This window comes from Kitasatospora sp. YST-16 (assembly GCF_026802215.1).
In the GTDB taxonomy this organism is placed as follows: domain Bacteria; phylum Actinomycetota; class Actinomycetes; order Streptomycetales; family Streptomycetaceae; genus Kitasatospora; species Kitasatospora cineracea.
This window is the reverse complement of the sequence record NZ_CP113837.1, coordinates 6959065-6982660: the sequence shown is the minus strand read 5'-3', so window position 1 is coordinate 6982660 and position 23596 is coordinate 6959065. Positions and strand designations below refer to the sequence as shown.

The following is a 23596-nucleotide window of genomic DNA, read 5'->3' as shown; positions in this document are numbered from 1 at the left end:
TCACCGAACGCCTGCTGCTCCGAACGCGTCGGCGATCGGCGCGACGAGCGAGGCGAAGCGCTGGGCACCTGCGTTGCCGATCGGTGCCCACAACCTGGCCCGCCGCTGGTCGGCGCACCGCAACCCCGACCGGAACGGCGCCGAGGAACACCGCAGGCTGGAGGAGGCGACACTGGCCCGCAACGCCGACGCCGACGCCGCAGCCGCGATCCTGGTCCGACACCTCACCTTGACCGCTGCGGCTCTGACCGACGATTCAGGCCGGGCCGCCCGGGCTCAGCCGAGTCACCGGCATCGGACTCAGCCCCCTGGTCCCGCCATGACCCGGCTCATCACTTCGTCGCGCTCCTCGGCGCGGCGCACCGTCGCGCTCGGCGCGCTACTCCTCACCGTTTACCGTCGGCGGCCGGGGGCCAGTCGCGGCGGTAGCCCGCCGAGAGCGGGCCGCCGGCCAGGCCGAGCGCGGCGCCGGCGGCCGCCAGCAGCGCGGCGGGGTCGCCGGTCTCGCCCAGGGTGCGATGGGCCGCCAGGAGGCGGGCGCCGAGGTCGGGGTCGGCGGCGAGCAGGCGGCGCGGGAACCACTTGCCCGTTCCGGTCCAGGCCCGGCGGTGGTCGCTGAGCAGGTCGGCGGCGGTACGGAGGACCTCGGCGCCGACGGCCAGCGCCTCCAGGCGGTCCGGCACGTCGGCCAGGTCGTCCAGCAGGTCGGTCAGCGCGTAGCGCAGGTTCTCGCGCTGCTCGGCCGGGAGCGGGGGTGGTCCGGCCAGCAGTTCGGCCCGGCAGTCCTCGGCGATCCGGGCGGCGTGGCCGTCGCGGTCCAGCAGGACCAGCCCGGTCGCGTACAGCTGCTGGACCACTCCTCGGCGGGAGGCGGCGTCGAAGGCCCGCAGCTCGTCGAGCCCGGCCCGGGTGTGCGCGAACACCTCGGCCACCCGGCCCTCGTGGCGCAGCGTCTCGCGGTGGGTGCTGCGGCCGTCGGGCAGCAGGACGGCCAGGTCGAGGTCGCTGCCCGCTCGGGCCCGCCCCGCCGCCACGGATCCGGCCAGCACCACGGCCGACGCGTCGGGGTGGAGTTCGGCGACGAGCCTCCTGGCCTGGTCGATCAGCGTCTCTCGCATGCGCACAGCCTGTCACACGGCCGGTCCCGCACCTCGCCCGCCCGGGGCGCGAACGGGAGCGCCCACGCCCGCCCACCGATTCGGGAGCCGCCCTGACGAATCGTCAGCCCGCGGCTCCCCCACGCCCGCCACCCGAGGCCCGGGAGCCGCGAGGACCGCGCGGACTGCGCGGACTGCGCGCACCGCGGGCGCGGCGGGCCCGGTCGGCGGCGTAGGCCGCACCGGCGGCGAGGGCGATCAGGAGCGCGGTGGCAAGGTGTCCGCCGGCCAGGTCGAGGCCGAGGAAGAGCACGAACAGGAAGGCCGCGACCGGGAGCAGCAGGGCGAGCAGGGTCTGGCCGAGGACGGCGATGGTCGCGGTGCGGGCGTACGCCTCCTCGCCCTGTGCACCGGCGCCGGTACCGGTGCCGTCGGCGGCCCCGGCGGCGCGTGCCTCCTCGGGCCAGTAGAAGGCGGTGGCGCGCCGGGCGAGGGCGGTGGTGGCGCGGACGTTGGCGCGCCCCATGACGGGGATCCACACCACGGGGAAGGCGAGTCCGACGACCACCAGGAGGCCGGTGCCGACCCAGCCCGCAATCCGGCGGACCGGGCCGCGGTGGTCCTCGCCGATGGCGACCAGGCCGAGCAGGTAGACCATCCGCCGGATCATGTCCAGCCGGGACGGGCGGGTCGGCGGCCCGCCCTCGGGCTCGGCCTCGGCCGCGGCGTCCGCCTCGGCGGTGGCGGCCAGCGCGGCGCGGGCGTCCGGGACGGTGGGGTACACGCCTTGCAGGACGAGGAGTTCGGCGCTGCGCTCGGTGCGGTCGCCGTCCGCTCCGGCGAGGGCTGCGAGTTCGAGGACCATCCGGGCCTGGGCGAGCATCCCGGCGCAGAACGCCACCGGGACGAGGAGGATGAGCGGCCCGCCGACCACGCAGCCCTCGACCAGGGTCAGCCGGATGCCGTGGGTGATCACGGCCGTGCGCCGCTCGGCGACCGATCCGGCTCCGCCCCCGGCCTCCGCACCCTCCGCACCCTCCCCAACCTTCACTCCCGCTTCCGCCCCGGCCCCGGCCCCGGTCTCCGTCCCGACCCCCGCGCCCGCTCCCGTTTCCGCGCCCGCTCCCGTCCCGGACAGTCCGGCCACCGCTTTCGCCGCCGGCCCCGCCTCCTGCTGCACCGCCAGTACGGCCAGGTGCTCGGGCAGCCGCGCGGCGTCGTGCCGGACGGCCCGCCACAGCTCACCGGCCGCCCCACCGCCCCGCCCGTCCCCCACGGGGGCAGCGGCTCCGTCCGCGGCGTTCGAACCGCCGGACGCGGCCGGATCGCCGTCGGGTGGTGCCGCTCCCCCTCCCGTGTGTTCCATTCCGCCAGCCTACTCGGACAAATCACCGCAAACCTCTCACCGACCGGCACTTTGCCCGGCGCAACGGCTCCCGCTCCCCCGCCGACTCCGCGATTCACACACCCGTGCGGAAATGGCGGCAGACGTTCGTCTGCGCGAAAGATCCCTTTGGCTGGCCGCACGCCCGGGTTGGCCACAACGTTGGCATGCGAGTCGCCATCGTCACCGAGTCCTTCCCGCCCGAGGTCAACGGCGTGGCCCACAGCGTGCTGAGGGCTGCCGAGCACCTCGTCCGGCGGGGCCACCAGCCCCTGGTGATCACCCCCGCCCCGGCCCGGGGTGCGCACTGCCCGCCGCAGTCCTTCGGCCCGGACCTGGAGCCGCTGCCGGTGGTGCGCGTCCCGTCCGTCCCGTTGCCCCGCTACCCGCAGGTGCGCATCGCCCTGCCCAGCCGCAAGCTGGCCGCCGCGCTGACGGCCCACCAGCCGGACGTGGTGCACCTGGCCAGCCCGTTCGTCCTCGGCGCGCGGGCCGCCCGGCTCACCGAGCGGCTGGACCTGCCGACCGTGGCGGTGTACCAGACCGACCTGGCCGGGTACGCGCAGGCGTACCGGATGGGCCGGGGCGCCGGTTCGGCGATCGCCTGGGCGCGGATCCGCTCGGTGCACCGCGCCGCCGCGCGGACGCTGGCGCCGTCCACCCCGGCCGCGCAGGACCTGACCGCGCACGGGGTGCGGCAGGTTCGGATCTGGGCGCGCGGCGTCGACTCGGTGCGCTTCCACCCGGAGCACCGCGACGAGGCGCTGCACCGTTCGCTGGCGCCCGGCGGCGAGGTGCTGGTGGGGTACGTCGGACGGCTCGCCCCGGAGAAGCGGGTCGACCTGCTGGCGGAGGCGTCCCGGCTGCCCGGCGTGCGGGTGGTGGTGATCGGGGACGGTCCGAGCGCGCCCGCGCTGAAGGCCGCGATGCCCGGCGCGGTGTTCCTGGGACGCCGCACGGGGGCCGAACTCGCCCGCTGCTTCGCCTCGTTGGACCTGTTCGTGCACACCGGCCCGCTGGAGACCTTCTGCCAGACCATCCAGGAGGCGATGGCCAGCGGCGTACCGGTGGTCGCCCCGGCGGTCGGCGGCCCGCTCGACCTGGTCGGCCACCGGCGCACCGGGCTGCTGGTCGCCCCGCGGGACGCGGGCGCCGTGGCCCGCGCCGTGGCCGACCTCGCCGCCTCCGCCGAACTGCGCGCCCAGTACGGCGCGGCGGGCCGGGCCGAGGTCACCGGCCGCACCTGGGAGGCGGTCGGCGACCAGCTGATCCGGCACTACGAGGAGGTGCTCGCCGAGCACCGCCAACGCACCCGGAACACCGCCACCGTCACCACCCCCGCCTTCCCCACCGTTCCCACCCCTGCTCCCGTTGCTCCCGTTGCTCCCGTTGCTCCCGTTGCTCCCGTTGCTCCCGTCGCCGCCGCCGTCCTCCCGCTCTCGGTCGAGGAGCAGCCCGCGTGAACCGTGAAACGGCCCGCACGGACGGCGGGTTGAGCATCGTCCGGGTGGCGAACTTCGTCACTCCCGTCTCGGGCGGCCTGCGGACCGCGCTGCGGCACCTCGGAGCCGGGTACCTGGCGGCGGGGCACCGGCCCGTGCTGGTGGTGCCGGGGCCGACCCGCACCGACGAGTGGACCGAGCAGGGGCGGGTGATCACGCTGCCGGGGCCGCGCGTACCGGGCACCGGCGGCTACCGGCTGCTCCGCGACCGGAATCAACTTGCCTCGCTGCTGGAGGAGTTGGCCCCGGACCGGCTGGAGGTATCGGACCGCACCACGCTGCGCTGGACGGGCGCCTGGGCGCGAACGCACGGGGTGCGGTCGATGATGGTCTCGCACGAGAGCGCCACCGGGGTGCTCGGCGCATGGGGCGTGCCGCCCGGCACCGCGCGGCAGGTCGCGGACCGGCTCAACTCCCGTACCGCGCAGAGCTATGACACGGTGCTGTGCACGACGGCGTGGGCGGCCGAGGAGTTCGAGCGGATCGGCGCCGGCAACGTCGAACGGGCGCCGCTGGGGGTGGACCTGGAGGTGATGCGGCCGGAGTGCCACGATCCTTCGCTGCGCGCCGAGTTGGCAGATCCGCAGCAGGTGCTGCTGGTGATGTGCTCGCGGCTGTCGGGGGAGAAGAAGCCCGAACGGGCCCTGGAGGCCCTGGCCGAGCTGCGCCGCCGCCACCGCGTCCCGGCCGTGCTCGCGGTCGCGGGCACGGGCCCGCTGCGCGGCCGGCTGGAGCGCCGGGCGGCCGAACTCCGGCTCCCGGTAAGGTTCCTGGGCCACCTGGCGGAGCGTTCCGCAGTGGCGGCCCTGCTGGCCACGGCGGACGCGGTGATCGCGCCGGGCCCGGTGGAGACCTTCGGCCTGGCCGCCCTGGAGACGCTGGCCTGCGGCACCCCCGTCGCGGTCAGCCTCTCCTCCGCGCTCCCCCAGGTGGTCGGCCGGGCCGGCCTCGCGGCTGCCGACACCGGAGCCGGATTCGCCCTCGCCGTACGGGAGTTGTTGGACCGCCCGGAGGCGGAACGGCGGGCCGCCGCCCGCGCCAGGGCGGAGGAGTTCAGCTGGACGGCCGCCACCACGGCCTTCCTCGCCGCCCACCGCGCACCCGCCCTCGCATCCGCACCCACGCCCGCACCCGCCCTCGTTCCTTCCCCGCCCCCTCCCCCGGCCCCGTCCTCCACCCCGGCCACGACCGGGTGAGACCCCAACACCCATCCCTCGCAACGAAGTTCCACCACCTTCCCAGCCCCACCGGAGGGACGTGATGACGGTTCGATTCGCTGCGCTCGGCGACTCCCTCACCGAGGGTGTCGGCGATCCGGTACCAGGGGGGTGGCGGGGCTGGGCGGCCCTGCTCGCGCCCGCCCTCTCACCGGATCCCGTCGAGTTCCGCAACCTGGCCAGCAGCGGCGCGCTCAGCCGCGACCTGCTGGTCTCTCAACTGCCCACCGCGCTCGCGCTGCGCCCCCGGTACGCGGCGGTCATGGTCGGCGGCAACGACACCCTGCGGGCGTCCTTCGACCTGGAGTCGACGGCCCACCGGTTCGCCTCCGTACTCTCCTCGTTGACGGCGGTCGGGGCGCTCCCGCTGACCGCGTGCCTGCCCGATCCGGGGCGGCTGCTCGGGCTGCCCGCGCCGCTGGCCCGGCCACTGGCCCGGCGGATGCGCGGCGTCAACGCGGTGGTGCACGCGCTGTCGGCGCACTACGGGGCGGTGCACCTGCACCTCGCGGACCTGCCCTGGACGGAGCACCGGGAGCTGCTGAGCGTGGACCGGCTGCACCCGAGCGCCGCCGGCCACCAACTGATCGCCCGAGAGTTCCACGCCCTGCTCGCCACCGCCGGCTATCCCGTCGGGGCGGCGCCCGCGCGCTTGGCGGTGGCGCCGCCCGGCCGCGGGGCGGACCTGTGGTGGATGGCCACCCAGGGCACCCGCTGGGTCGCGGCCCGCTCGACCGACCTGCTGCCCGGCCTGCTCGCCCTCGCCGCCCTGGAAGCCCGCCACCTGCTGCGCGGCTCCGCCCGCCGCCTCGACCTGGCGGAGGACCGCGCCACCGCCTCGGTCATCGCCCGCCTGACCGCCCCCGCCGCTGTCCCCGCCACTGCCCCCACCCCGATCCTTCCCCCTGCACCCTCACCGATGCCCGCACCCGACCCCGCACCGGCCGCCACGCCCACCACCGGCTGACCACCCGAACACCCCCGACGGGACGGGACCGGACCGCTCACCCCACCCCTGCCCCATCCCCCGGCTCCCCCAGCTCCCCCAGGTCGCGCCGGTACCAGCTCCCCGGCTTGCCGCCGAGGTCGGCCGGGCCGGCGGGACCGACCTCGGCGAACCCGGCCTTGACCAGCACCCGGCGGGACGCGACGTTCCTGGTGGCGGCTGCCGCCAGCAGGGCGCTCAGCCCGTGCCGCGTCCGCGCCAGCCGGCACAGCTGCTCGACGGCCGCGGTGGCCAGGCCGCGGCCGGTGGCGTGCTCGGCGACCCGGTAGCCGAGTTTCGCGGTGCGGTCCGCGATGTCGATCAGGTTGAACCTGCCGAGCACCGAGCCGTCCGCGGCGACGAGCAGGTAGCAGGCGCAGTCGCCCGCCTCCTGCTCGGCCAGCAGGGCGCGGTACCGGTCGGGGTACTCCGCGAAGAAGGCGTCGCCGCGGTCGAAGACGGTGGCCGCGAAGTAGGCGCGGTTCGCCGTCTCGAAGGCCAGGACCGCGGGGGCGTGGTCGGCGCACAACTGCTCCAGTTCGGGCATCGTCCGACCCTAACGGGGCCGCGCGCCGCAGTCATTCGACTTTCCGCCGACGCCCTGCGGGGCCGCCGGGGCCGGGAACAGCCGTCCGAGGTGGTAGCGCAGGACGGCGGTGGCGTCATCGGCACTGCGCTGGCCGAGCAGGACGCTCAGGCGGAGGCCCGCCGAGAGGGCCAACAGGACCACGGTCTCCTGCCGGGCGTCCAGGCCCGGGGCGGTGGCGCCGGCCTGCTGGGCGGCGGTCGACTGGCCGGCCAGGAAGGCTTCCATCTCGTTCGGGGCGGCGAGGAAGGGCGGCGAGGAACGGCTGCCCGGCGAGGGCCGGGTCGGTGACGGACAGGTACGACCGCGCGATGGAGCTGTGGCCGCAGCCGCGCCGCGAACTCGACGTGGAGACCGGCTTCGGCACCGTGCACGTGCACGTGCACCACTACGGGGCGCGGAACGGCGAGCCGATCGTGCTGCTGCACGGCCGCGCCGGGTGCTCGAACGGGTGACCGCGTGCCTCCCGGGTGTCCGGTCCGAGATCGTGTCGGGCGCCGGGCACGGCCTCAACCTGGAACGTCCCGAGCTGGTGAACGGACGCCTGCTGGAGTTCGTCGCCTCCTGCCGCCAGGACGCGCCCCGCTGACCGGACCGGCCACCGCCCGCGCGGCCGGACGCCGCCGCGGACAGCCGGGCGTCACCACAGATCGCCCTCGCGCCAGTCGCAGACCAGGTCGGCGCCGAGGTCCAACTCCCCTTCGCCGCCCAGGAGGTAGATCCCGCCGTCCTCCTCGGCGGTGCGCTGCCGCCCGTGCGGGCCGAGCGCCCAGGTGGGGCCGGGCCAGGGGCGCCAGCCCCGGGCGAGGTAGAACGGGACGCCGGCCTCGCTGGCACCGAGCGCGCCGATCTCGTGGCCGGCCCGGACGATGCGCTCCGCCTCGTCCATCAACTGACCTCCGATACCGCGCCGTTGGCGGTCCTGCCGGACGACCACGCCCTCCAGGTAGCCGGTCCGCAGGATGCGGTCGCCGTTCATCAGGCGGCGCTGCACCACGGCGGCGTGTCCGACCAACTCCCTGCCCTCCCAGGCGAGTACGTGCATACCGCCGAGGCAGTGCGCCCAGTCCTCCTCAGTCATGTCGCCCACGCCGAACACCTCGAACAGCAGTTCCCGAGCCGCCCGCCGGGTCGCCGGATCGAGGTCCGCCGTGTGCACCGCCACCACCGTCACCATGCCCGCATCCTGACAGACCGACCGGGCCGGACGAACCCCGCAAGGCCGAACGAGCCGAACGAGCCGAACGGGCCGAACGGGCCGAACGGGACCGACCGGCCCGGACCGGTCCGGGCGGTACGCCCCGCCGCGCCGTAGCATCACCCTCGGAGCATCGGGAGTATCCGAAGTACCGTCAGCCAACTGGGAGGCATTGCACATGGACGTCGGTTTCATCGGTCTGGGAGGCATGGGCCGGGCGATGGCCCGTCGGCTGCTGGCGGCCGGGCACACGGTGCGGGTGTGGAACCGCTCGCCGGAGCCGGTGGCCGAGCTGGTCGCGGAGGGGGCCACGGCCGCAGGGACACTGGCCGAGGCGTTCGAGGCGCAGGTGGTGGTGTCCATGCTCGCGGACGACCGGGTGGTCGAAAGCCTGCTGCTGGACGATGAGTTGCTGTCCGGGGCGCGGGCCGTCGCGCACGCCAACATGGCCACCGTCTCGCCCGCGCTGGCCCGCCGGGCCGCCGAACTGCACGCCCGGCACGGCATCGGGTATGTCGCGGCGCCGGTGCTGGGCCGGACGGATGTCGCGGCGGCCGGGAACCTGAACATCCTCGCGGCCGGTCCGTCCGCCGAACTCGACCGGCTGGCACCGCTGTTCGAGGCGATGGGCCGCCGCACCTGGCCGCTCGGCGAGGATCCGGCCGCGGCCAACGTCGCCAAGATCAGCGCCAACTTCCTGCTGGTGTCGGCGATCGAGGCGTTCTCGGAGGCCGCCGCGCTGGCCGAGGCCAACGGGCTGGCCCCAGCGGCGCTGCTCGAGGTGCTCACCGACTCGCTGTTCCCCGGCCCGGTGTACGCCGGTTACGGCGCGATGATCACCCGGCAGACCTTCGAGCCGGCCGGGTTCCGCCTGGCGCTCGGCCTGAAGGACGTGAACCTCGCCCTGGAGGCCGGCGCCGACACCCAAGTCCCGCTCCCGCTGGCCTCGTTGCTGCGCGACTCGCTGCTCCAGGCGATCGCCCACGGCCACGGCGAGCAGGACCTGGCGGCGATCTCCACCACCTCCCGCACCCGCGCCGGAATCTGACGGGCCGTCAATTCCCCTCCCAGCAGAGCCGCACCAAGGCTCCCCCGAGCCCCTCACCGCTCCCGGACAGCGGGAACGGAGCCGTCACCGATCTCCGGCGCGGTGAGGTCGGGGGTACCGGGGGTGCCGGGGGCAACCCTGGTGCGGCCCTCCTCGGCACGGTCGGCGAGGTCGGCGAGATCCCGGTGGATCTGCTGGGAGATGCGCTGGATGGTGCCGATGCCGTAGGACTCGGTGGGGTCGTCGTCGGTGAGGACGGCGATCTGGTAGAGCCGATCGGGGCCGGTGAAGATGCCGAGGCTGTGCACGCGCCAGCCGTGGGTGGCGCGTTGCAGCCAGCCGTTCTTGACGTGCGTCGTGACGTCGGGCGGGGCGCCGAAGGGGGTGCCCCAGCGCTGGTCCGGCTCGACCTCGGCCATCAACTGCAGGCCGTAGGACCGGTGTTCGGGGGTGAGGACGTCGGGGTTGACGGTGTAGACGTCCAGTTGTTTCAGCTCGTCGCCGGCGGTGACCTGGGTGAGCCCGAAGCCGTCCGCCGACAGGACCGTGTCGTGCATGCCCGCGAGGTCGAGGAAGGTCTGCATGCGGGCCGGGCCGACGTACTTCCACAGCCGGACGGCGGCGTCGTTGTCGGACCGGGTGATCATCGGCCGCAGGTTCTCCTCCTCGAACGGGGTCAGCGGCCGGTTCTCGTCCTGGGCGATCCTCAGCACCGCGCCCATGATGGTGGCCTTGACGATGCTCGCCGAGTCGAAGTGCCGTGCGGGATCGAGGAAGCAGGACAGGCCGGTGCCGAGGTCGCGCACGGCGAGGGCCGGCGTAGACTGCCGCCCGCGGACGGCGTCGGCGATGTCGCGGGACAGCCGGTCGGCCAGCTCGGGGTGGGTCGCGGAGGAGCAGTACGCCGGCTGGTCGACGCCCGGGGCGGCGGCCGCCAGTGCGGGAGCCGGGACGAGGCCGACGGCGAGGGCGGTGGCCGCGAGCGCCCCGGCGAACCTCGTGGGGCGCGGGCCGGTGCGGTGGTGAACTGCCATGGTGCGAGGGGCTCCTGAATCTTCCGGGACGGGCTACGACGAGTGCCGGACGGCGACAGCACCGCCATCCCGAGCAGCAGCAGCCGCAAACGGAGGCAGCGGCGGCACGGCCACCGAGTACGGGTGGCCGAGGTGGTCGCCGACCGTGGTCTGCGGCCCGCCGCCGGCCGGCACCCTGACCACCCGGCTGTTGTTGAAGTCGGCGATGTACACGTTGCCCTGCGCGTCCGCGGCCACGCCGGTGGGGAAGTCCAGTCCTTCCCCGACCGTGGTCTGCGGCCCGCCGTCGTGCGGCAGTTCCACCACCCGGTTGTTGTAGGGGTCCGCGACGAACATGTCGCCGGCGCCGTTGAACGCCAGGTTGGTGGGGTCCGCGACCTGCACCGGCACGTCGCTCTGCGGGCCGCCGTCGGCCGGGACCTCGACCACCCGGTTGTTGTAGGGATCGGCGATGTACACGTTGCCCGCCGCGTCCAGCGCCACCCCCGTCGGGTTGCCCAGACCGCTGCCGACGGTCGTCGGGGCGCCGCCGTCGGCGGGGATCCTCAGCACCCGCCGGTTGTCCGTGTCGGCGATGTAGAGGGTCCCCGCGCCGTCGACCGCGACGCCGTAGGGGGAGTTCAGTTCCAGGTCCGGGCGCACGACGGTGCGCCACCCGGTGACGGCGGACACCTTCAGGACGCGGTCGTGGCGGCTGTCGGCGATGTACACGTCGCCCGTGGCGCCGACCGCCACCCCGTTCGGCAGGTCCAAGTCCCGGGCGACGACCGCCTGTTCGCGGCCTCCCGGCCCGTCCGCCCTGACGACCCGGTCGTTGTAGGTGTCCGCGACGTACACCGCGCCGCCCGTGTCGAGTCCCGGCACTCCGCCCCACGTGGCGGCGGCCGAGGCGGCGGGGGCCGTCACGGCCAGCGCGGAGGCCGCCAGGAACCCCGCGGTCGACGCGGCCAACAGCCGCCCCCGCCAAGGGACTTGCCACCGAGCCCGCCCGTCCCGATCCGGGGCGGCGGCGGCGGCAGCGGCAGCGGCAGCGGCAGCGGCAGCGGCAGCGGCGAGGCGGCAGGAGGTGCAGGACGGTTTCACGATCAGCCCTTTCGGGAGGCGGTCGAGCCACGGGGCCGGAGGCCGGGGCGGCGAGGCCCGGCCCGCCCGATCAGCACCATAGGCCGCCGACCGTACCCGGTCGGCGACCCGGGCCGCCGGGTCTCGCAAGGCCGCCCGGACGGGCGAACAACCGGCGGAGAGTGGACGAACCACCACCGACAGACCACCGCCGACGAACCACCGCCCACGGGCCCCGACCGACGGACCACCACCGACGGACCCCGGCCGACGAACTGCGCGCCGGCAACCCCGCACCCCCTTTTCGTCGTATTGACGACAAGCAGCACCACCATTTATCGTCAGTGCGACGAAAAGAAAGGGCACCGATCCCCATGGCCGACATCACCCGCCGCTTCGGCTTCCGCCACCTGCGCTCCACCCCCACCAGCCACATCCGCCACCTGCGCGACGGCCGGCTCGCCCACGAGGGCACCGGACTGGCCTTCTGGTTCCGGCCGCTCACCGCCGCGATCTCCGAAGTCCCGGCCGACGACCGCGAGTTGGCGATGATGTTCCACGCCCGCACCTCGGACTTCCAGGACCTCGCGGTGCAGGCCACCGTGACCTACCGGATCAGCGACCCGGCCACCGCCGCCACCCGCCTCGACTTCGGCATCGACCCGGACACCGGCAGCTGGCGCGCCGAACCGCTCGCCCAGCTCGGCACCCTGCTGACCGAGACCGCCCAGCAGCACGCACTCCAGCTGATCGCCCGGACCCCGCTGGCCGACACCCTGGTCGACGGCGTCACGGCCGTCCGCGAGCGGATCTCGGCGGGCCTGGCCGCCGAACCCCGGCTGTCCGAGATCGGGTTGACGGTGCTCGCGGTGCGCGTCACCGCCGTCCGGCCGGAGGCCGAGATGGAACGGGCGCTGCGCACCCCGGCCCGCGAGCAGGTCCAGCAGGAGGCCGACCGGGCGACGTACGAGCGGCGCGCCGTCGCGGTCGAGCGGGAGCGCACCATCGCCGAGAACGAGCTCGCCAGCCGGATCGAACTGGCCCGCCGCGAGGAGGAGTTGGTCGAGCAGCAGGGCACCAACGCACGCCGCGAGGCCGAGCAGAAGGCCGCCGCGGACGCGATCCGCACGGACGCGGAGGCGGTCCGCCGGACCAGGCTGGCGGTCGCGGAGGCCGAGGCCGCGGGCACGCTGGCGGCCCAACAGGCCGAGGCGGCCCGCATGTTGGGCGAGGCCAAGGCCGCCGCGGAGGCCGCCTGGCTGGCCGCGCACCAGCAGGCCGGCCCCGAGGTGCTGCAGGCCCTCGCGCTGATCCGACTGGCCGAGCACCTGCCGCGGATCGACAGCATCACCCTCACCCCGGACGTCCTGACCGGTCTGCTCACCCGCCTGGCCGCGCCCAACTCCCCCGAGGAGAACGGCCGGTGAGCCTCGCCCCGCGCGTGGTGCTGGTCCACCGGCGCACCGAGTACGAGGAGCTGATCGCCCGGCACGGCACCCGCGGCCAGGCCGAGTTCTTCCTGGCCCGGCGCGGCCGCTCGCCGGCCGAGGCCGAGCAGCGCCACCACCTGGCCCGCAACGCGCTCGCCGAGGTGTCGGCGGCGGTGCCGCTGGACTGGCGGCAGACCCGGGTGGAGCGCTCCGACCTGGACCGGTTCCTGTTCGGCCCGGAGGACGTGGTCGTGGTGGTCGGCCAGGACGGTCTGGTGGCGAACGCCGCCAAGTACCTGTCCGGCCAGCCGGTGATCGGCATCGACGCCGAGCCGGGCCGCAACGCGGGCGTCCTGGTCCGGCACCGCGCCGACCAGGCCGGGGCGCTGCTGCGGGCAGCCGTCCTGCCGGGCGTGGAGCGGCGGCTGGAGCTGCGCACGATGGTGGAGGCGGTCGCGGACGACACCCAGCGGCTGCTCGCCCTGAACGAGGTCTACCTCGGCCAGCCGGGCCACCAGACCGCCCGCTACCGGCTGGCGGCGCCGGGCGGCGACCCCGAGGCCCAGGCGTCCTCGGGCGTCCTGGTCGGCACCGGCACCGGCGCCACCGGCTGGTGCCGCTCGGCCTGGCTGGAGCGCTCCAGCCACCTGGACCTGCCCGGCCCGACCGCGCCCCGGCTGTCCTGGTTCGTCCGCGAGGCCTGGCCCTCCCCGGTGACCGGCACCTCCCGCGTCGAGGGCCTACTGGACGCCGGCCAGCAGCTCACCCTGACCGTCGAATCGGAGCTCCTGGTGGCCTTCGGCGACGGAATCGAAGCCGACGCCCTGCACCTCACCTGGGGCCAGACCGTCCGGATCGGCCCGGCCGCCCAACGCCTCCACCTGCTGACCTGATCACCCCGACGCCACCCCGGCGCCACGCCGACGCCGCCCGGACACCGCCCCGGCACCGCCCCCGCCGCGCCGCCTGCCCGTGACCGCCCGCCCGGCGCCTGCCTACGATGGAACGACGCCAACGGGAAGAAGGCCGGTCATGACTCGACGATTCGCACTCACGTTCCCAGGGGAGACCGGCGGCCACGCCGAGCAGGACGTGGTGGTGGTCGAGGCGACGGGCACCCGCGGCCCGGGCGGCCACCCGGTGTACGCGGACCCGTCCGGCATCGTGCAGGCCGAGATCAGCGACCAGGGCGAGGTCCGGATGCTGGCCACCGGCGGCCACCAGGATCCGCGCACCCCGCTGCAGGCCGAACCCCTGCCCTGAACCGGAGCCCCCGCCCCAGCGGGACCCCCTGCCGGCTCCCCCGAACCGGCTCCCCCGGACCGGATCCCCCGGACAGGCGCAGAGCACCCGCCCGGGTCCCCGGCCTCAGGTCACCAGCGCGAGTGGATCTTCGCCCGCAGCCGCCGGTCGTACAGGTCCCGGACGGCCTGCAGGGTCTGCGGCGACAGCGGCGGCAGCGCCATCGTCTCGGCGTTGCCGAGGGCCTGCTCGGGGGTGCGGGCGCCGGGGATGACGGTGGTGACGCCGGGCTGCTGGACGATCCAGCGCAGCGCGGTCTGCGCCGGGCTGGCCCCGGGCGGGGCGAGCCGGGCGAACTCGTCGGCGGCCTCCACGCCGGTCTCGAAGTCGATGCCGGAGAAGGTCTCGCCCTGGTCGAACGCCGAGCCGTCCCGGTTGTAGGTGCGGTGGTCGTCCGCACTGAACAGGGTGTCCTTGGTGTACTTGCCGGACAGCAGGCCGGAGGCCAGCGGCACCCGGGCGATGATGCCGACGCCGGCCTTCTCGGCGGCGGGCAGCACCTGGTCGAGCGGCTTGAGCCGGAACGGGTTGAGGATGATCTGCACGCTGGCGACGCCGGGCCGGGCGATCGCGGTCAGCGCCTCCTCGCAGGTCTCCACGCTGACGCCGTACGCGGCGGTGCGGCCCTCCTCGACCAGGGTGTCGAGCCCGTCGAACACCTCGTCGCTGGAGTAGACGGAGGTCGGCGGGCAGTGCAGCTGCACCAGGTCGAGCCGCTCGACGCCCAGGTTGCGGCGCGAACGGTCGGTCCACTCGCGGAAGTTGGCGAGGGTGTAGTTCTCCGGCAGCTGCGGCATCCGGCGGCCGAGCTTGGTGGCGACCACCAGGCCGTCACCGTCGCCGCCGCTCTGGCGGCTCTTCAGGAAACGTCCGATCAACTGCTCGCTGCGGCCGTCGCCGTAGACGTCCGCGGTGTCGAAGAACGTCACCCCGGCGTCCGCCGCGGCGTTCAGCACCGCGAGCGCGTCGTCCTCCAGCACCACGCCCCAGTCCGCGCCGAGCTGCCACGTTCCGAGACCGATCACCGAGACCGGACGTCCGGTCCTGCCAAGTACACGCTGTTCCATGCGCCGAGCCTGCCACACCCCGGCACACCGTTCGAACGCCGACACTCCCTCCGCCCCGCACCCGCGCCCCGCCCGTCCCGACGCGAACAGCCCGTCCCGGCGCGAACAGCCCGTCCCGGCGCGAACGGCGCGGGCCGCCCCGCTGCCCGGAGGCGGCGGAACGGCCCGTGCGAGGACGCGGCGCGGTCAGACGTTGACGCCGTAGTCGAGCGCGATGCCGCGCAGGCCGGAGGCGTAACCCTGGCCGATCGCGCGGAACTTCCACTCGCTGCCGTAGCGGTAGAGCTCGCCGAAGACCATCGCGGTCTCGGTCGAGGCGTCCTCGGAGAGGTCGTAGCGGGCGACCTCGCTGCCGTCGGCCTCGTTGAGGACCCGGATGAACGCGTTGCGGACCTGGCCGAAGCTCTGGTGCCGGTTCTCCGCGTCGTAGATGGAGACCGGGAAGACCACCTTGGCGACCTGCGGCGGAACGGCCGTCAGGTCAACCTTGATCTGCTCGTCGTCGCCGCCACCGCCGCCGGTGAGGTTGTCGCCGCTGTGCTCGACCGAGCCCTCGGGGCTGCGCAGGTTGTTGTAGAAGACGAAGTGCTGGTCGCTGAGCACCCGGCCGGCCTCGCTGCACAGCAGCGCGCTGGCGTCCAGGTCGAAGTCGGCGCCCGTGGTGGCCCGGACGTCCCAGCCCAGGCCGACGATGACGTTGGTGAGCCCCGGGGCCTCCTTCGTCAGCGAGACGTTTCCGCCCTTGGCGAGCGAGACTCCCATGTGTGCCCTCCTGTGGTTTCCCCGTACCGGGCCCGGCAGTTCGGCCGGTTCGGCGCGGCGGCCGTCGCCCGGCCCCTCGATCGGGCCCGGGCCCCAGTTGAATCTACAGCACTGTAGATCAGTACGGAATCCGCCTCCGCACCACGATCCCACCCGTCCCCTTCCCCCGGAGGCGCCGCGTCATCCCACCGCGTCATCCCGCCGCGCCGGATCCGCTTCCGCCGCGGGTCCGGCGCCCCGGGCATACCCTGGCCGAGGAGGTGCCACGATGAGCGACGACACGACGATCCCCGGTATCGACCCCAGCGTCCCGCCGAGCGGCGACGGCTGCGTGGAGTGCCTGGCCGGCGAGGGCCAGGGCTGGTGGTTCCACCTGCGCAGGTGCACCGCCTGCGGGCACATCGGCTGCTGCGACTCCTCCCCGTCCCAGCACGCCACCGCGCACGCCCGCTCGGCCGGCCACCCGTTCCTCACCAGCTTCGAGCCCGGCGAGGACTGGTTCTGGAACACCGAGACCGAGCAGTTCTACGAGGGCCCGCCACTGGCCGGCCCGACCGCCCACCCGGTCACCCAGCCCGCCCCCGGCCCGGCCGGCCACGTCCCGATCGACTGGCAGCAGCGCCTGCGCTGACGCCCGGTCAGCCCCTGCCGGTACGGTCGTTGCCGATGCGCCGCGCGGGCGGGCCCGCCAGGCCCGCCCGCGCGGACGGCAGTGGAACGGTACAAGCGGAGCGATCGGCGGGGTGCCATGGACGAGCGGCAGTGGGAGACGGTGCGGCGGCTGGCCGACTGGCTGGCCGAGGGCAGCACCCAACCCCCGGAGATGCAGCGGGTGTTGCAGTGCCTCAAGCTCGGCGAGGAGGCCGGCGAGGTGGCCGAGGCGGTGATCGGCGCGCTCGGCCAGAACCCGCGCAAGGGCTTCTCGCACAGCTGGGACGACGTCGCGGACGAACTGTGCGACGTGGTGATCACCGCCCTGGTCGCCCTGGTCCGGGTCCACCCGGACCCGCCCGCCGCGTTCGACGCCCACCTCGCCAAGGTCGCCCGCCGGGTCCTCCCCGAGCAGTAGCCCCCCGTCGACGCCGGGCCGGAGCCTGAGCCCGGCTCGAATCCGACTGGGCGGGCGGTCGGGTCAGTGGCGGCCGCCGACCGCGAACAGCAGGATCACGAACCCGGCGAACAGGTGGGTGCCGGCGATGTAGATCAGCGCCCGGATCAGCATCTGCTTGCGGCGCGAGCTCTCCTCGCGCACCGCGTCGCTGCTCACAGCCGTCTTCCCGTCCACCGCGCTGCCGCTCACGACCGTCCTCCTGTCCGCCTCGCACCACCGGGCCGTCCACCGCCCGGAACCCTTGCAGGGTACCGGCCCGGGGCCCGTGGCGGAGATCACGGTCCGCCACCGGGCACCTACGGTGGCGTAGGTCACTTCACAAGGTGAAACATCTGCTGCATGGCCGACTACCAGGAGACCCTCGACCTCAGTTCCTACGCGGCCCTCGGTGACAGCTTCACCGAGGGCCTCAACGATCCCGGCCCCGACGGCCAGTACGCCGGCTGGGCCGACCGCCTGGCCGGGATGCTGGCCGCGGGCAGAGCCGAGCACGACTTCCGGTACGCCAACCTCGCCGTCCGCGGCCGCCTGCTGGACCAGATCGTCGCCGAGCAGGTCCCGAAGGTCCGTCAGCTCCAGCCCGACCTGGTGACCCTGTGCGCGGGCGGCAACGACATCCTGCGCCCGGGCAGCGACCCGGACCTGATCGCCGGGCGCTTCGAGGCGGCCGTCCTGGAACTGCGCGAGAACGCCGGGACGGTGCTGATCTGCACCGGCTTCGACACCCGCAACGTCCCGGTGCTGCGCCACCTTCGCGGCAAGATCGCCACCTACAACGCGCACCTGCGGGCGATCGCCGACCGCAACGGCCTCGCGGTGGCCGACCTGTGGTCGCTGCGGTCGGTGCACGACCGGCGGGCCTGGTCCGAGGACCGGCTGCACCTCTCGCCGGAGGGCCACCAGCGGGTGGCACTGCTGGCGGCGCGCTCGCTCGGCCTGCCCGTGGAGGCGGACCCGGAGGCCGCCTGGCCGCCCGCGCCCGTCCTCACCCCGGCCGACCAGCGCCGGGAGAACCTGCAGTGGGCCCGCACCTTCCTGCTGCCGTGGGTGGGCCGCCGCCTGCGCGGCGAGTCCTCCGGCGACCACGTGGAGGCCAAGCGCCCGGAGCTGCTCCCGCTCTGAACCAGGGGCCGGGGGCCGGCCCCCGAACCGGGACCCCGGACCGCCCGCCCGCCCCGGCCGTCCCCGGACAGCGCTGCGGGCCGCTCCACCCCCACGTGGACGCGGCCCGCAGACCCCGGACGAGACCCCTGCCTCTTCCTTATTCGACGACCAGCTCCACCGGAATGTTCCCGGCGGTGGCCTTGGAGTACGGGCAGACCTGGTGGGCCTGCTTGACCAACAGCTCACCGGTCTCGCCGGCCAGCGACTCGGGCAGTTCGACCCGCAGGACGACGGAGAGGCCGAAGCCGCTGTCGTCCTTGCCGATGGTGACCTCGGCGGTCACCGACACCTCCGAGACGTCGACCTTCTGCTGCCGCGAGACCACGCCGAGCGCGCTGGCGAAGCAGGCCGCGTAGCCCGCGGCGAACAGCTGCTCGGGGTTGGTGCCCTCGCCGTCGCCGCCGAGCGCGGGCGGCGGGGAGAGCTTGAGGTCGAGCCGGCCGTCCGAGGTGACGGCGCGACCCTCGCGGCCGTTCGCGGTGGCTGCTGCGGTGTAGAGCGCGGTCATGAGGGTGTTCTCCTTCTCGTCTTCTTCTTCGTCCTGCGTGCTTCTTCGTCCTGCGTGCCCGCCCGTCGGCCCGCCGGTCCGGTTCCCGTCGGCGGTGCGCCTCCGTACGGTTCCGGGCTTCGCGGTCCGCCCTGTCCTGCCGATAACTACAGCACACAATTCAATTGTGCACAACTGAATCGGCCGCTTGCTACCCTGGATCCATGACCTGGCACGGCGAGAACCCCCCCTCCCCCCGCGGCGAGGACGCGGACCTGCTGCTGCTCGACCAGCAGATCTGCTTCTCGCTGAACGCCGCCTCCCGGGCGTTCGGCGGCGTCTACCGCACCGCGCTCAAGGACCTCGGGCTGACCTACCCGCAGTACCTGGTGATGCTGGTGCTCTGGGAGCACGGGTCACTGCCGGTCAAGCAGCTCGGCGAGCGCCTGCGGCTGGACTCCGGCACCCTCTCCCCGCTGCTCAAGCGCCTGGAGGCGGCCGGCCTGGTGGCGCGCGAACGCAGCCCCGAGGACGAGCGCTCGGTGATCGTCACCCCCACCGCGGCCGGGCGCGCCCTGCGCGAGGGCGCCACGGCCGTCCCCCGCCGCATCCTGGCCGCCGCCGGCCTCCCGCTCGACGAGCTGCGCACCCTGCGCGAACTGCTCACCCGGGTCACCGCCAACCTGGACACCGCCCAGGACTGACCCCCGCCCCGGCGGCCGCCCCGCCCCGTCCCCGCCGCTACGACTCGTAGCGCTCCACCTCGTCGATGCTGCGCACGCTCGCCCCGTCCGGGTCCTCGCCCGCCCGGACCCGGGCGCGGCGCTGGCGGAGCAGGTCCCAGCACTGGTCGAGCTGCTCCTCGATGTCCTTGAGTTCGCGGTGCTCGGTGGGCTGGTCGATCCGGCCCTCGGCGAGGGCGGCGCGCAGGTCGCGCTCGGCCTCGACCATCTCGCTGATCCGCTCCAGGATGCGGCGGTCGGTGCCGCCCTCGGTGCGCTGCTCGTCCATCGGGGCCTCCTCGCAGTGGTGTGCCCTCCACTCTAGGAAGGCCCCGGGGCGGCCGCGAGCGGGGCGGCGCGGGGGCGGCGCCCCGAACGGGGGAGCGCAATTGACAGGGCGTCAGACGGACGACAGGATCACTTACTGAAAACGACTTCCACTACCACTAACCCGGAAGGCCCAATCCGCCATGTCGCTGGACGTCTCCCCCTCCCTGCTCGCCCTGGCCGAGCGCGACGAGGTCGCCGACGCCGACTTCCTCGCCACCGTCCGCACCTCGCTGCCCTACGCCTACCGCCTGGTCAACGACCTGACAGCCGAACTCGCGGTCAGCGGCGCCGAGTTCGCCGACAACACGGTGGCCCCGAGCGAGGCCGAGCGGGCCCAGCTGCTGCGCGCGCTGGCCAGCGACTCGATCCGCGGCGCCCTGGAGCGGCACTTCTCGGTGAAGCTGGCCTTCCAGAACTGCCACCGCCTCGCGGCCTTCCACCCGCACGCCGAACACACCGGCGCCTACCGGGAGTTCACCTCGCCCCGGGCCCAGCTGCTGAACCAGTCGCCGGAGCTGCGCGACTGCTGAACCGGTCGGCCGGCGGCCGCGGACCGACCCGCGACCGCCCGCCCGCCCGGCGAGTTGTGAACGTTCACAAGAAAATGGCGCCGACTGCTTGCAGCTTCACCGAACCTTGGGGTTATCTATGGCGAAACACGGCGGGCAACCGCTGTGTACGTTCACACCACCACTCCCCCACTCTCCTGCCAAGGACGACGATGCCCCAGGCATTCACCCCGGCGTTCAAGCGCGCGCTCGTCACCGCCGCGGCGGCGCTCCCGCTCGCCACCTCCGTGGTCGCCGGCCTCCCCACCGCGGCCCGGGCGGCCAGTACCCTCACCAACGCCGGCTTCGAGACCGGCGGCACCGGAACGGCCACCCCCGCCGGCTGGTCCGTCTACTCGGCTGCCGGGCAGAACGGCGCCTCGTACACCGAGGCCGGCGGCCACAGCGGCTCCTACCGGCTCACCCACTACGCGGCCGCCGCGTACAAGGTCGAGACCTACCAGTACCTGTCCGGGCTGGCCGACGGCAGCTACACGCTGACCGCCTGGGTCCGCTCCAGCGGCGGGCAGAACTCGGCCTACCTGGCGCTGCGCAACTGCGGCTCCGCCGAGCAGCGCACCGACCTGCCGCCGACCCCGAACGGCGCCTGGATCCGGCTGGTCACCTCGGTCAAGGTGACCGGCGGCCAGTGCACGATCAGCATCGACTCCGACGCCAACGCCGGGAACTGGATCAACGTCGACGACCTGTCCTTCGCCCCCGGCAGCACCGGCGTGGCGGCCCGCGGCGTGGACGTCTCCACGCTGAAGAAGAGCGAGGACAAGGGCGGCGTCTACCGGCGGGCGGACGGCAGCACCGGTGACGCGCTGGACATCCTGCACTCCAGCGGCGCGAACTACGTGCGCCTGAAGGTCTGGGTGAACCCGGCCGACGGCTACAACGACAAGGCCAAGGTCCTGGCGATGGCCAAGCGTGCCAAGGCGCTCGGCATGGGCCTGCTGATCGACTTCCACTACTCCGACAGCTGGGCCGACCCCGGCAAGCAGACCAAGCCCGCCGCCTGGTCCGGCTACTCGCTGGCGCAGCTGAAGTCGGCGGTCTACAACCACACCTACGACGTGCTGAACGCGCTGAAGGCGCAGGGCACCACCGCCGACATGGTGCAGATCGGCAACGAGATCAACGCGGGCATCCTGTGGAGCGAGGGCTCCACCGCCCACTGGTCCGACCTGGCGGCGCTGCTCGCCCAGGGCGCGAACGCGGCGAAGGCGGTCAGCTCCTCGACCAAGGTGGCGCTGCACCTGGCGAAGGGCGGCGACGACGCCGGGGCCCGGGCGTTCTTCGACAACGCGGTCTCGTACGGGGTGCCGTTCGACCTGATCGGGCTCTCGTACTACGGCTACTGGCACGGCCCGCTGAGCGACCTGCAGACCACCCTGGACGACGTGGCGGCCCGCTACGGCAAGCAGGTGTTCGTCGCGGAGACCGCGTACGCCTTCACGCTGGCGAACGGCGACGCGCTGGAGAACAACATCGCCACCTCCTCCCAGCTGGTGGCCGGCTACCCCGCCACCCAGGCCGGGCAGGCCGCCAACCTGCGGGACGTGATGAACGTGGTGGAGGCGGTGCCGAACGGCCGGGGCCTGGGCGTCTTCTACTGGGAGCCGACCTGGACGGCCGTGGCGGGCAACGGCTGGGACCCGGCCGATCCCACCTCCGGGGACGCGTGGGAGAACCAGGCGCTGTTCGACTACAGCGGGCGGCCGACCAGCGCCATGAGCTGGCTGAAGCACCGGTGAGCCCTACGGGGTGACGCGGCACGGGATGACGCGGCACGGGATGACGCGGCACGGGATGACGCGGCACGGGATGACGCGGCACGGGATGACGCGGCACGGGATGACGCGGCGCGGCCGGGCGGCCGGAGGAGTGACGAGGTGTCACCTCCGGCCGCCCGGCCCGCGGTTCGGGTCCCCTGCGCTACCCGCCCGCGCTCACCCGCCGACCGCCTCGCCCCGCACCGCGGCGAGCTCGGTGCGCTCCGCGGCGGCGGCCTCCACCGGGGCGGCCTGGGCGGCGGCCCGGCGGGCCGGGACGAGCACCGCGGCCAGCGCGGCGGCCAGGCAGAACGCCGCGAGCAGGGCGAAGCCCTGGGTGTAGCCGCTCTCGGCGGGGCGGCCGTCGGCCTGCAGGTGGCCGGTGACCAGGCCGGTCATCAGGGCGGCGCCCATCGAGCCGCCGATGGTGCGGATGTTGGCGTTCATGCCGGTGGCGGCGCCGGTCTGGGCGGCGGGGACGGCCTGCACGATGAGGTTGCTCATCGAGGCGAAGGCGAGTCCGATGCCGAGGCCGAAGACGCCCGCGGCGAGCGCGACGTCGGCGGGGCTGCCGTGCCGGGCGGCGAGCAGCGCGCAGGCGGCCGAGCCGAGCAGCGCGCCGGTGACCAGCTGGGCCTTGGCGGGGAAGCGGCCGGCCAGCCGGCCGCCGAGCACGCCGGCCACGAACATCGCGGCGACCATCGGCAGCATGAGCAGTCCGGCGCCGGTGACGCTGGAGCCGAAGCCGTAGCCGGCGCTGGCCGGCATCTGCACGAAGCCGGGGAGGAAGGCCCACACGGCGTACATGCCGCCGCCGAACAGCAGGGCCGCGGTGTTGGTGGTCCACACGGCGGGCAGCCGCATCACCCGCAGGTCGATCAGCGGGTTGCGGGAGCGGGACTCGTTGACCGTCCAGGCGGCGAACAGCAGGACGGCGAGGGCGAGCAGGCCGAGCACCTTGGCCGAGCCCCAGCCCCACTGGGAGGCCTGGCTGACCGGCAGCAGCAGGGCGACCAGCCAGCCGGAGAGCAGCACGGAGGAGAACCAGTCGACGCTGCCCTCGCTGCGGTGCGGCGACTCGGGGACGTAGCGGTGGGCGAGCGCGATGGTGCCGACCAGCACGATGACGGGCAGCCAGAACAGCCAGCGGTAGTCGAGGGCGCCGACGATCGGCCCGGCCAGGACCATGCCGAGGCCGCTGCCGACGGCGATCACCGCGGACATGTTGCTGATGCCGCCGGAGACCCGTCCGGGCGGGAACTCGTCGCGGATGATGCCGAAGGAGAGCGGGAACAGCGCGCCGGCGATGCCCTGGATCACCCGGGCGACGATCAGCACGGTGATGTTGGGCGCGAGGGCGGCGACCAGGCAGCCGACCAGCAGCGCGACCAGGGCGGCGACCAGGGTGCGCTTCTTGCCGACCAGGTCGCCGACCCGGCCGAGGATCGGGGTGAAGACGGAGGCGGAGAGCAGGTAGGCCGTCATGATCCAGGTGACGGTGGACTGCGTGGTGTGCATCTCCTCCTGGACGATCGGGAGGGCGGGCGTGATCAGCGACTGGAGCAGGGCGTACACGCCGGCGCCGACGGCGAGCACGCCGAAGGTCAGGCGGGGGGATTGGCGGTTCATCGAACCCTCTCGGGACTCGGGGCGGGCACGCGGGGAGCGGGGTGCGTGCCACGGCAGAAGAGCAGGCAGCGGTCGAACGCGGCTCGAACGGCGCGTCGGCGCCGCCGGGCCGGGCGGCCGGGCGTGGACGGGGCGGGCAGGGGGACGGGCGTG

28 protein-coding genes are annotated in these 23596 nt (G+C 74.4%); 15 read left to right on the top strand and 13 right to left on the bottom strand.

Annotated features, from left to right (window positions below; all coding sequences use genetic code 11):
• Window positions 1-386: 386 nt before the first annotated feature.
• Window positions 387-1118 carry a nucleotidyltransferase domain-containing protein gene (locus OU787_RS31440; protein WP_268661385.1) on the bottom strand — a complete coding sequence of 244 codons (732 nt, stop codon included), beginning with the start codon at window positions 1116-1118 and terminating at the stop codon, window positions 387-389.
• 103 nt (window positions 1119-1221) lie between these two features.
• Window positions 1222-2463: a hypothetical protein gene (locus OU787_RS31435; protein WP_268661384.1), complete on the bottom strand. Its 1242-nt coding sequence runs from the start codon at window positions 2461-2463 to the stop codon at window positions 1222-1224.
• A gap of 185 nt (window positions 2464-2648) precedes the next feature.
• On the opposite strand from OU787_RS31435, the gene OU787_RS31430 reads away from it, so the two are divergent.
• From OU787_RS31430 to OU787_RS31420, 3 genes are all read left to right on the top strand, one after another.
• Entirely contained in the window at window positions 2649-3944 is a 1296-nt protein-coding gene (locus OU787_RS31430; protein WP_268661383.1) for a glycosyltransferase family 4 protein, read from the top strand.
• A complete protein-coding gene (locus tag OU787_RS31425; protein ID WP_268661382.1) occupies window positions 3941-5179 on the top strand; it encodes a glycosyltransferase in 1239 nt (412 codons plus the stop codon). Before OU787_RS31430 ends, OU787_RS31425 begins: the two co-directional genes overlap by 4 nt.
• A 64-nt stretch (window positions 5180-5243) precedes the next feature.
• Entirely contained in the window at window positions 5244-6167 is a 924-nt protein-coding gene (locus OU787_RS31420; RefSeq protein ID WP_268661381.1) for an SGNH/GDSL hydrolase family protein, read from the top strand.
• Window positions 6168-6204: 37 nt separating this feature from the next.
• Here OU787_RS31420 and OU787_RS31415 read toward each other — a convergent pair whose 3' ends face one another.
• Both OU787_RS31415 and OU787_RS31410 read right to left on the bottom strand, forming a co-directional pair.
• A complete protein-coding gene (locus OU787_RS31415) occupies window positions 6205-6732 on the bottom strand; it encodes a GNAT family N-acetyltransferase (RefSeq protein ID WP_268661380.1) in 528 nt (175 codons plus the stop codon).
• Window positions 6733-6741: 9 nt separating this feature from the next.
• The gene (locus OU787_RS31410; protein ID WP_268661379.1) at window positions 6742-6999 is read right to left on the bottom strand and encodes a hypothetical protein; all 258 of its coding nucleotides are present in this window, start codon (window positions 6997-6999) and stop codon (window positions 6742-6744) included.
• A 59-nt stretch (window positions 7000-7058) separates the two neighbouring features.
• Here OU787_RS31410 and OU787_RS31405 point away from each other — a divergent pair, with 59 nt between their 5' ends.
• Complete coding sequence (locus OU787_RS31405; protein WP_268661378.1) at window positions 7059-7226, top strand: hypothetical protein; 168 nt, start codon at window positions 7059-7061, stop codon at window positions 7224-7226.
• Entirely contained in the window at window positions 7223-7360 is a 138-nt protein-coding gene (locus OU787_RS31400) for an alpha/beta fold hydrolase (RefSeq protein WP_268661377.1), read from the top strand. The genes OU787_RS31405 and OU787_RS31400 overlap by 4 nt, the downstream gene beginning before the upstream one ends.
• Before the next feature lie 51 nt (window positions 7361-7411).
• Here OU787_RS31400 and OU787_RS31395 read toward each other — a convergent pair whose 3' ends face one another.
• Window positions 7412-7948: a GNAT family N-acetyltransferase gene (locus OU787_RS31395; protein WP_268661376.1), complete on the bottom strand. Its 537-nt coding sequence runs from the start codon at window positions 7946-7948 to the stop codon at window positions 7412-7414.
• A gap of 199 nt (window positions 7949-8147) precedes the next feature.
• Here OU787_RS31395 and OU787_RS31390 point away from each other — a divergent pair, with 199 nt between their 5' ends.
• Window positions 8148-9017 (top strand): NAD(P)-dependent oxidoreductase, encoded by an 870-nt coding sequence (locus OU787_RS31390; RefSeq protein ID WP_268661375.1) that lies wholly within the window; start codon window positions 8148-8150, stop codon window positions 9015-9017.
• Between the two features lie 53 nt (window positions 9018-9070).
• Here OU787_RS31390 and OU787_RS31385 read toward each other — a convergent pair whose 3' ends face one another.
• Together OU787_RS31385 and OU787_RS31380 are read right to left on the bottom strand one after the other, a co-directional pair.
• On the bottom strand, window positions 9071-10051 hold the full coding sequence (locus OU787_RS31385) for a serine hydrolase (RefSeq protein ID WP_268661374.1): 981 nt from the start codon (window positions 10049-10051) through the stop codon (window positions 9071-9073).
• 33 nt (window positions 10052-10084) lie between these two features.
• Window positions 10085-11002, bottom strand: a complete 918-nt coding sequence (locus OU787_RS31380) for an NHL repeat-containing protein (protein ID WP_268661373.1) — start codon at window positions 11000-11002, stop codon at window positions 10085-10087.
• 485 nt (window positions 11003-11487) lie between these two features.
• On the opposite strand from OU787_RS31380, the gene OU787_RS31375 reads away from it, so the two are divergent.
• The 3 genes from OU787_RS31375 to OU787_RS31365 all read left to right on the top strand — a co-directional run bounded on the left by OU787_RS31375 (window position 11488) and on the right by OU787_RS31365 (window position 13806).
• A complete protein-coding gene (locus OU787_RS31375) occupies window positions 11488-12540 on the top strand; it encodes an SPFH domain-containing protein (RefSeq protein WP_030461604.1) in 1053 nt (350 codons plus the stop codon).
• Window positions 12537-13436, top strand: coding sequence for a hypothetical protein (locus OU787_RS31370; RefSeq protein WP_268661372.1), 900 nt, complete (start codon window positions 12537-12539; stop codon window positions 13434-13436). The genes OU787_RS31375 and OU787_RS31370 overlap by 4 nt, the downstream gene beginning before the upstream one ends.
• A 139-nt stretch (window positions 13437-13575) precedes the next feature.
• Complete coding sequence (locus tag OU787_RS31365) at window positions 13576-13806, top strand: DUF6296 family protein (protein WP_030461602.1); 231 nt, start codon at window positions 13576-13578, stop codon at window positions 13804-13806.
• Between the two features lie 110 nt (window positions 13807-13916).
• Here the strand turns inward: OU787_RS31365 and OU787_RS31360 are convergent, their stop codons facing one another.
• Entirely contained in the window at window positions 13917-14912 is a 996-nt protein-coding gene (locus OU787_RS31360; protein WP_268661371.1) for an aldo/keto reductase, read from the bottom strand.
• Window positions 14913-15098: 186 nt separating this feature from the next.
• A complete protein-coding gene (locus OU787_RS31355) occupies window positions 15099-15674 on the bottom strand; it encodes a TerD family protein (protein WP_030461600.1) in 576 nt (191 codons plus the stop codon).
• A gap of 268 nt (window positions 15675-15942) precedes the next feature.
• On the opposite strand from OU787_RS31355, the gene OU787_RS31350 reads away from it, so the two are divergent.
• Together OU787_RS31350 and OU787_RS31345 are read left to right on the top strand one after the other, a co-directional pair.
• Entirely contained in the window at window positions 15943-16305 is a 363-nt protein-coding gene (locus OU787_RS31350; RefSeq protein WP_030461599.1) for a UBP-type zinc finger domain-containing protein, read from the top strand.
• 117 nt (window positions 16306-16422) lie between these two features.
• Window positions 16423-16743, top strand: a complete 321-nt coding sequence (locus tag OU787_RS31345) for a MazG-like family protein (RefSeq protein WP_030461598.1) — start codon at window positions 16423-16425, stop codon at window positions 16741-16743.
• 63 nt (window positions 16744-16806) lie between these two features.
• Here OU787_RS31345 and OU787_RS31340 read toward each other — a convergent pair whose 3' ends face one another.
• Window positions 16807-16974, bottom strand: a complete 168-nt coding sequence (locus tag OU787_RS31340; protein ID WP_157852431.1) for a DUF6126 family protein — start codon at window positions 16972-16974, stop codon at window positions 16807-16809.
• Between the two features lie 150 nt (window positions 16975-17124).
• On the opposite strand from OU787_RS31340, the gene OU787_RS31335 reads away from it, so the two are divergent.
• Complete coding sequence (locus OU787_RS31335; RefSeq protein WP_268661370.1) at window positions 17125-17907, top strand: SGNH/GDSL hydrolase family protein; 783 nt, start codon at window positions 17125-17127, stop codon at window positions 17905-17907.
• Between the two features lie 139 nt (window positions 17908-18046).
• On the opposite strand, the gene OU787_RS31330 is transcribed toward OU787_RS31335, so the two are convergent.
• On the bottom strand, window positions 18047-18457 hold the full coding sequence (locus OU787_RS31330; protein WP_268661369.1) for an organic hydroperoxide resistance protein: 411 nt from the start codon (window positions 18455-18457) through the stop codon (window positions 18047-18049).
• Between the two features lie 203 nt (window positions 18458-18660).
• On the opposite strand from OU787_RS31330, the gene OU787_RS31325 reads away from it, so the two are divergent.
• Window positions 18661-19140 (top strand): MarR family winged helix-turn-helix transcriptional regulator, encoded by a 480-nt coding sequence (locus tag OU787_RS31325; RefSeq protein ID WP_030461595.1) that lies wholly within the window; start codon window positions 18661-18663, stop codon window positions 19138-19140.
• 37 nt (window positions 19141-19177) lie between these two features.
• Here the strand turns inward: OU787_RS31325 and OU787_RS31320 are convergent, their stop codons facing one another.
• Window positions 19178-19447, bottom strand: coding sequence for a DUF2630 family protein (locus OU787_RS31320; protein WP_030461594.1), 270 nt, complete (start codon window positions 19445-19447; stop codon window positions 19178-19180).
• A 181-nt stretch (window positions 19448-19628) separates the two neighbouring features.
• Here OU787_RS31320 and OU787_RS31315 point away from each other — a divergent pair, with 181 nt between their 5' ends.
• The gene (locus tag OU787_RS31315; protein ID WP_030461593.1) at window positions 19629-20018 is read left to right on the top strand and encodes an SCO5389 family protein; all 390 of its coding nucleotides are present in this window, start codon (window positions 19629-19631) and stop codon (window positions 20016-20018) included.
• Between the two features lie 191 nt (window positions 20019-20209).
• Window positions 20210-21796 carry a glycoside hydrolase family 53 protein gene (locus tag OU787_RS31310; RefSeq protein WP_051817206.1) on the top strand — a complete coding sequence of 529 codons (1587 nt, stop codon included), beginning with the start codon at window positions 20210-20212 and terminating at the stop codon, window positions 21794-21796.
• A gap of 195 nt (window positions 21797-21991) precedes the next feature.
• On the opposite strand, the gene OU787_RS31305 is transcribed toward OU787_RS31310, so the two are convergent.
• The gene (locus OU787_RS31305; RefSeq protein WP_030461591.1) at window positions 21992-23443 is read right to left on the bottom strand and encodes an MFS transporter; all 1452 of its coding nucleotides are present in this window, start codon (window positions 23441-23443) and stop codon (window positions 21992-21994) included.
• Between the last annotated feature and the right edge of the window lie 153 nt (window positions 23444-23596).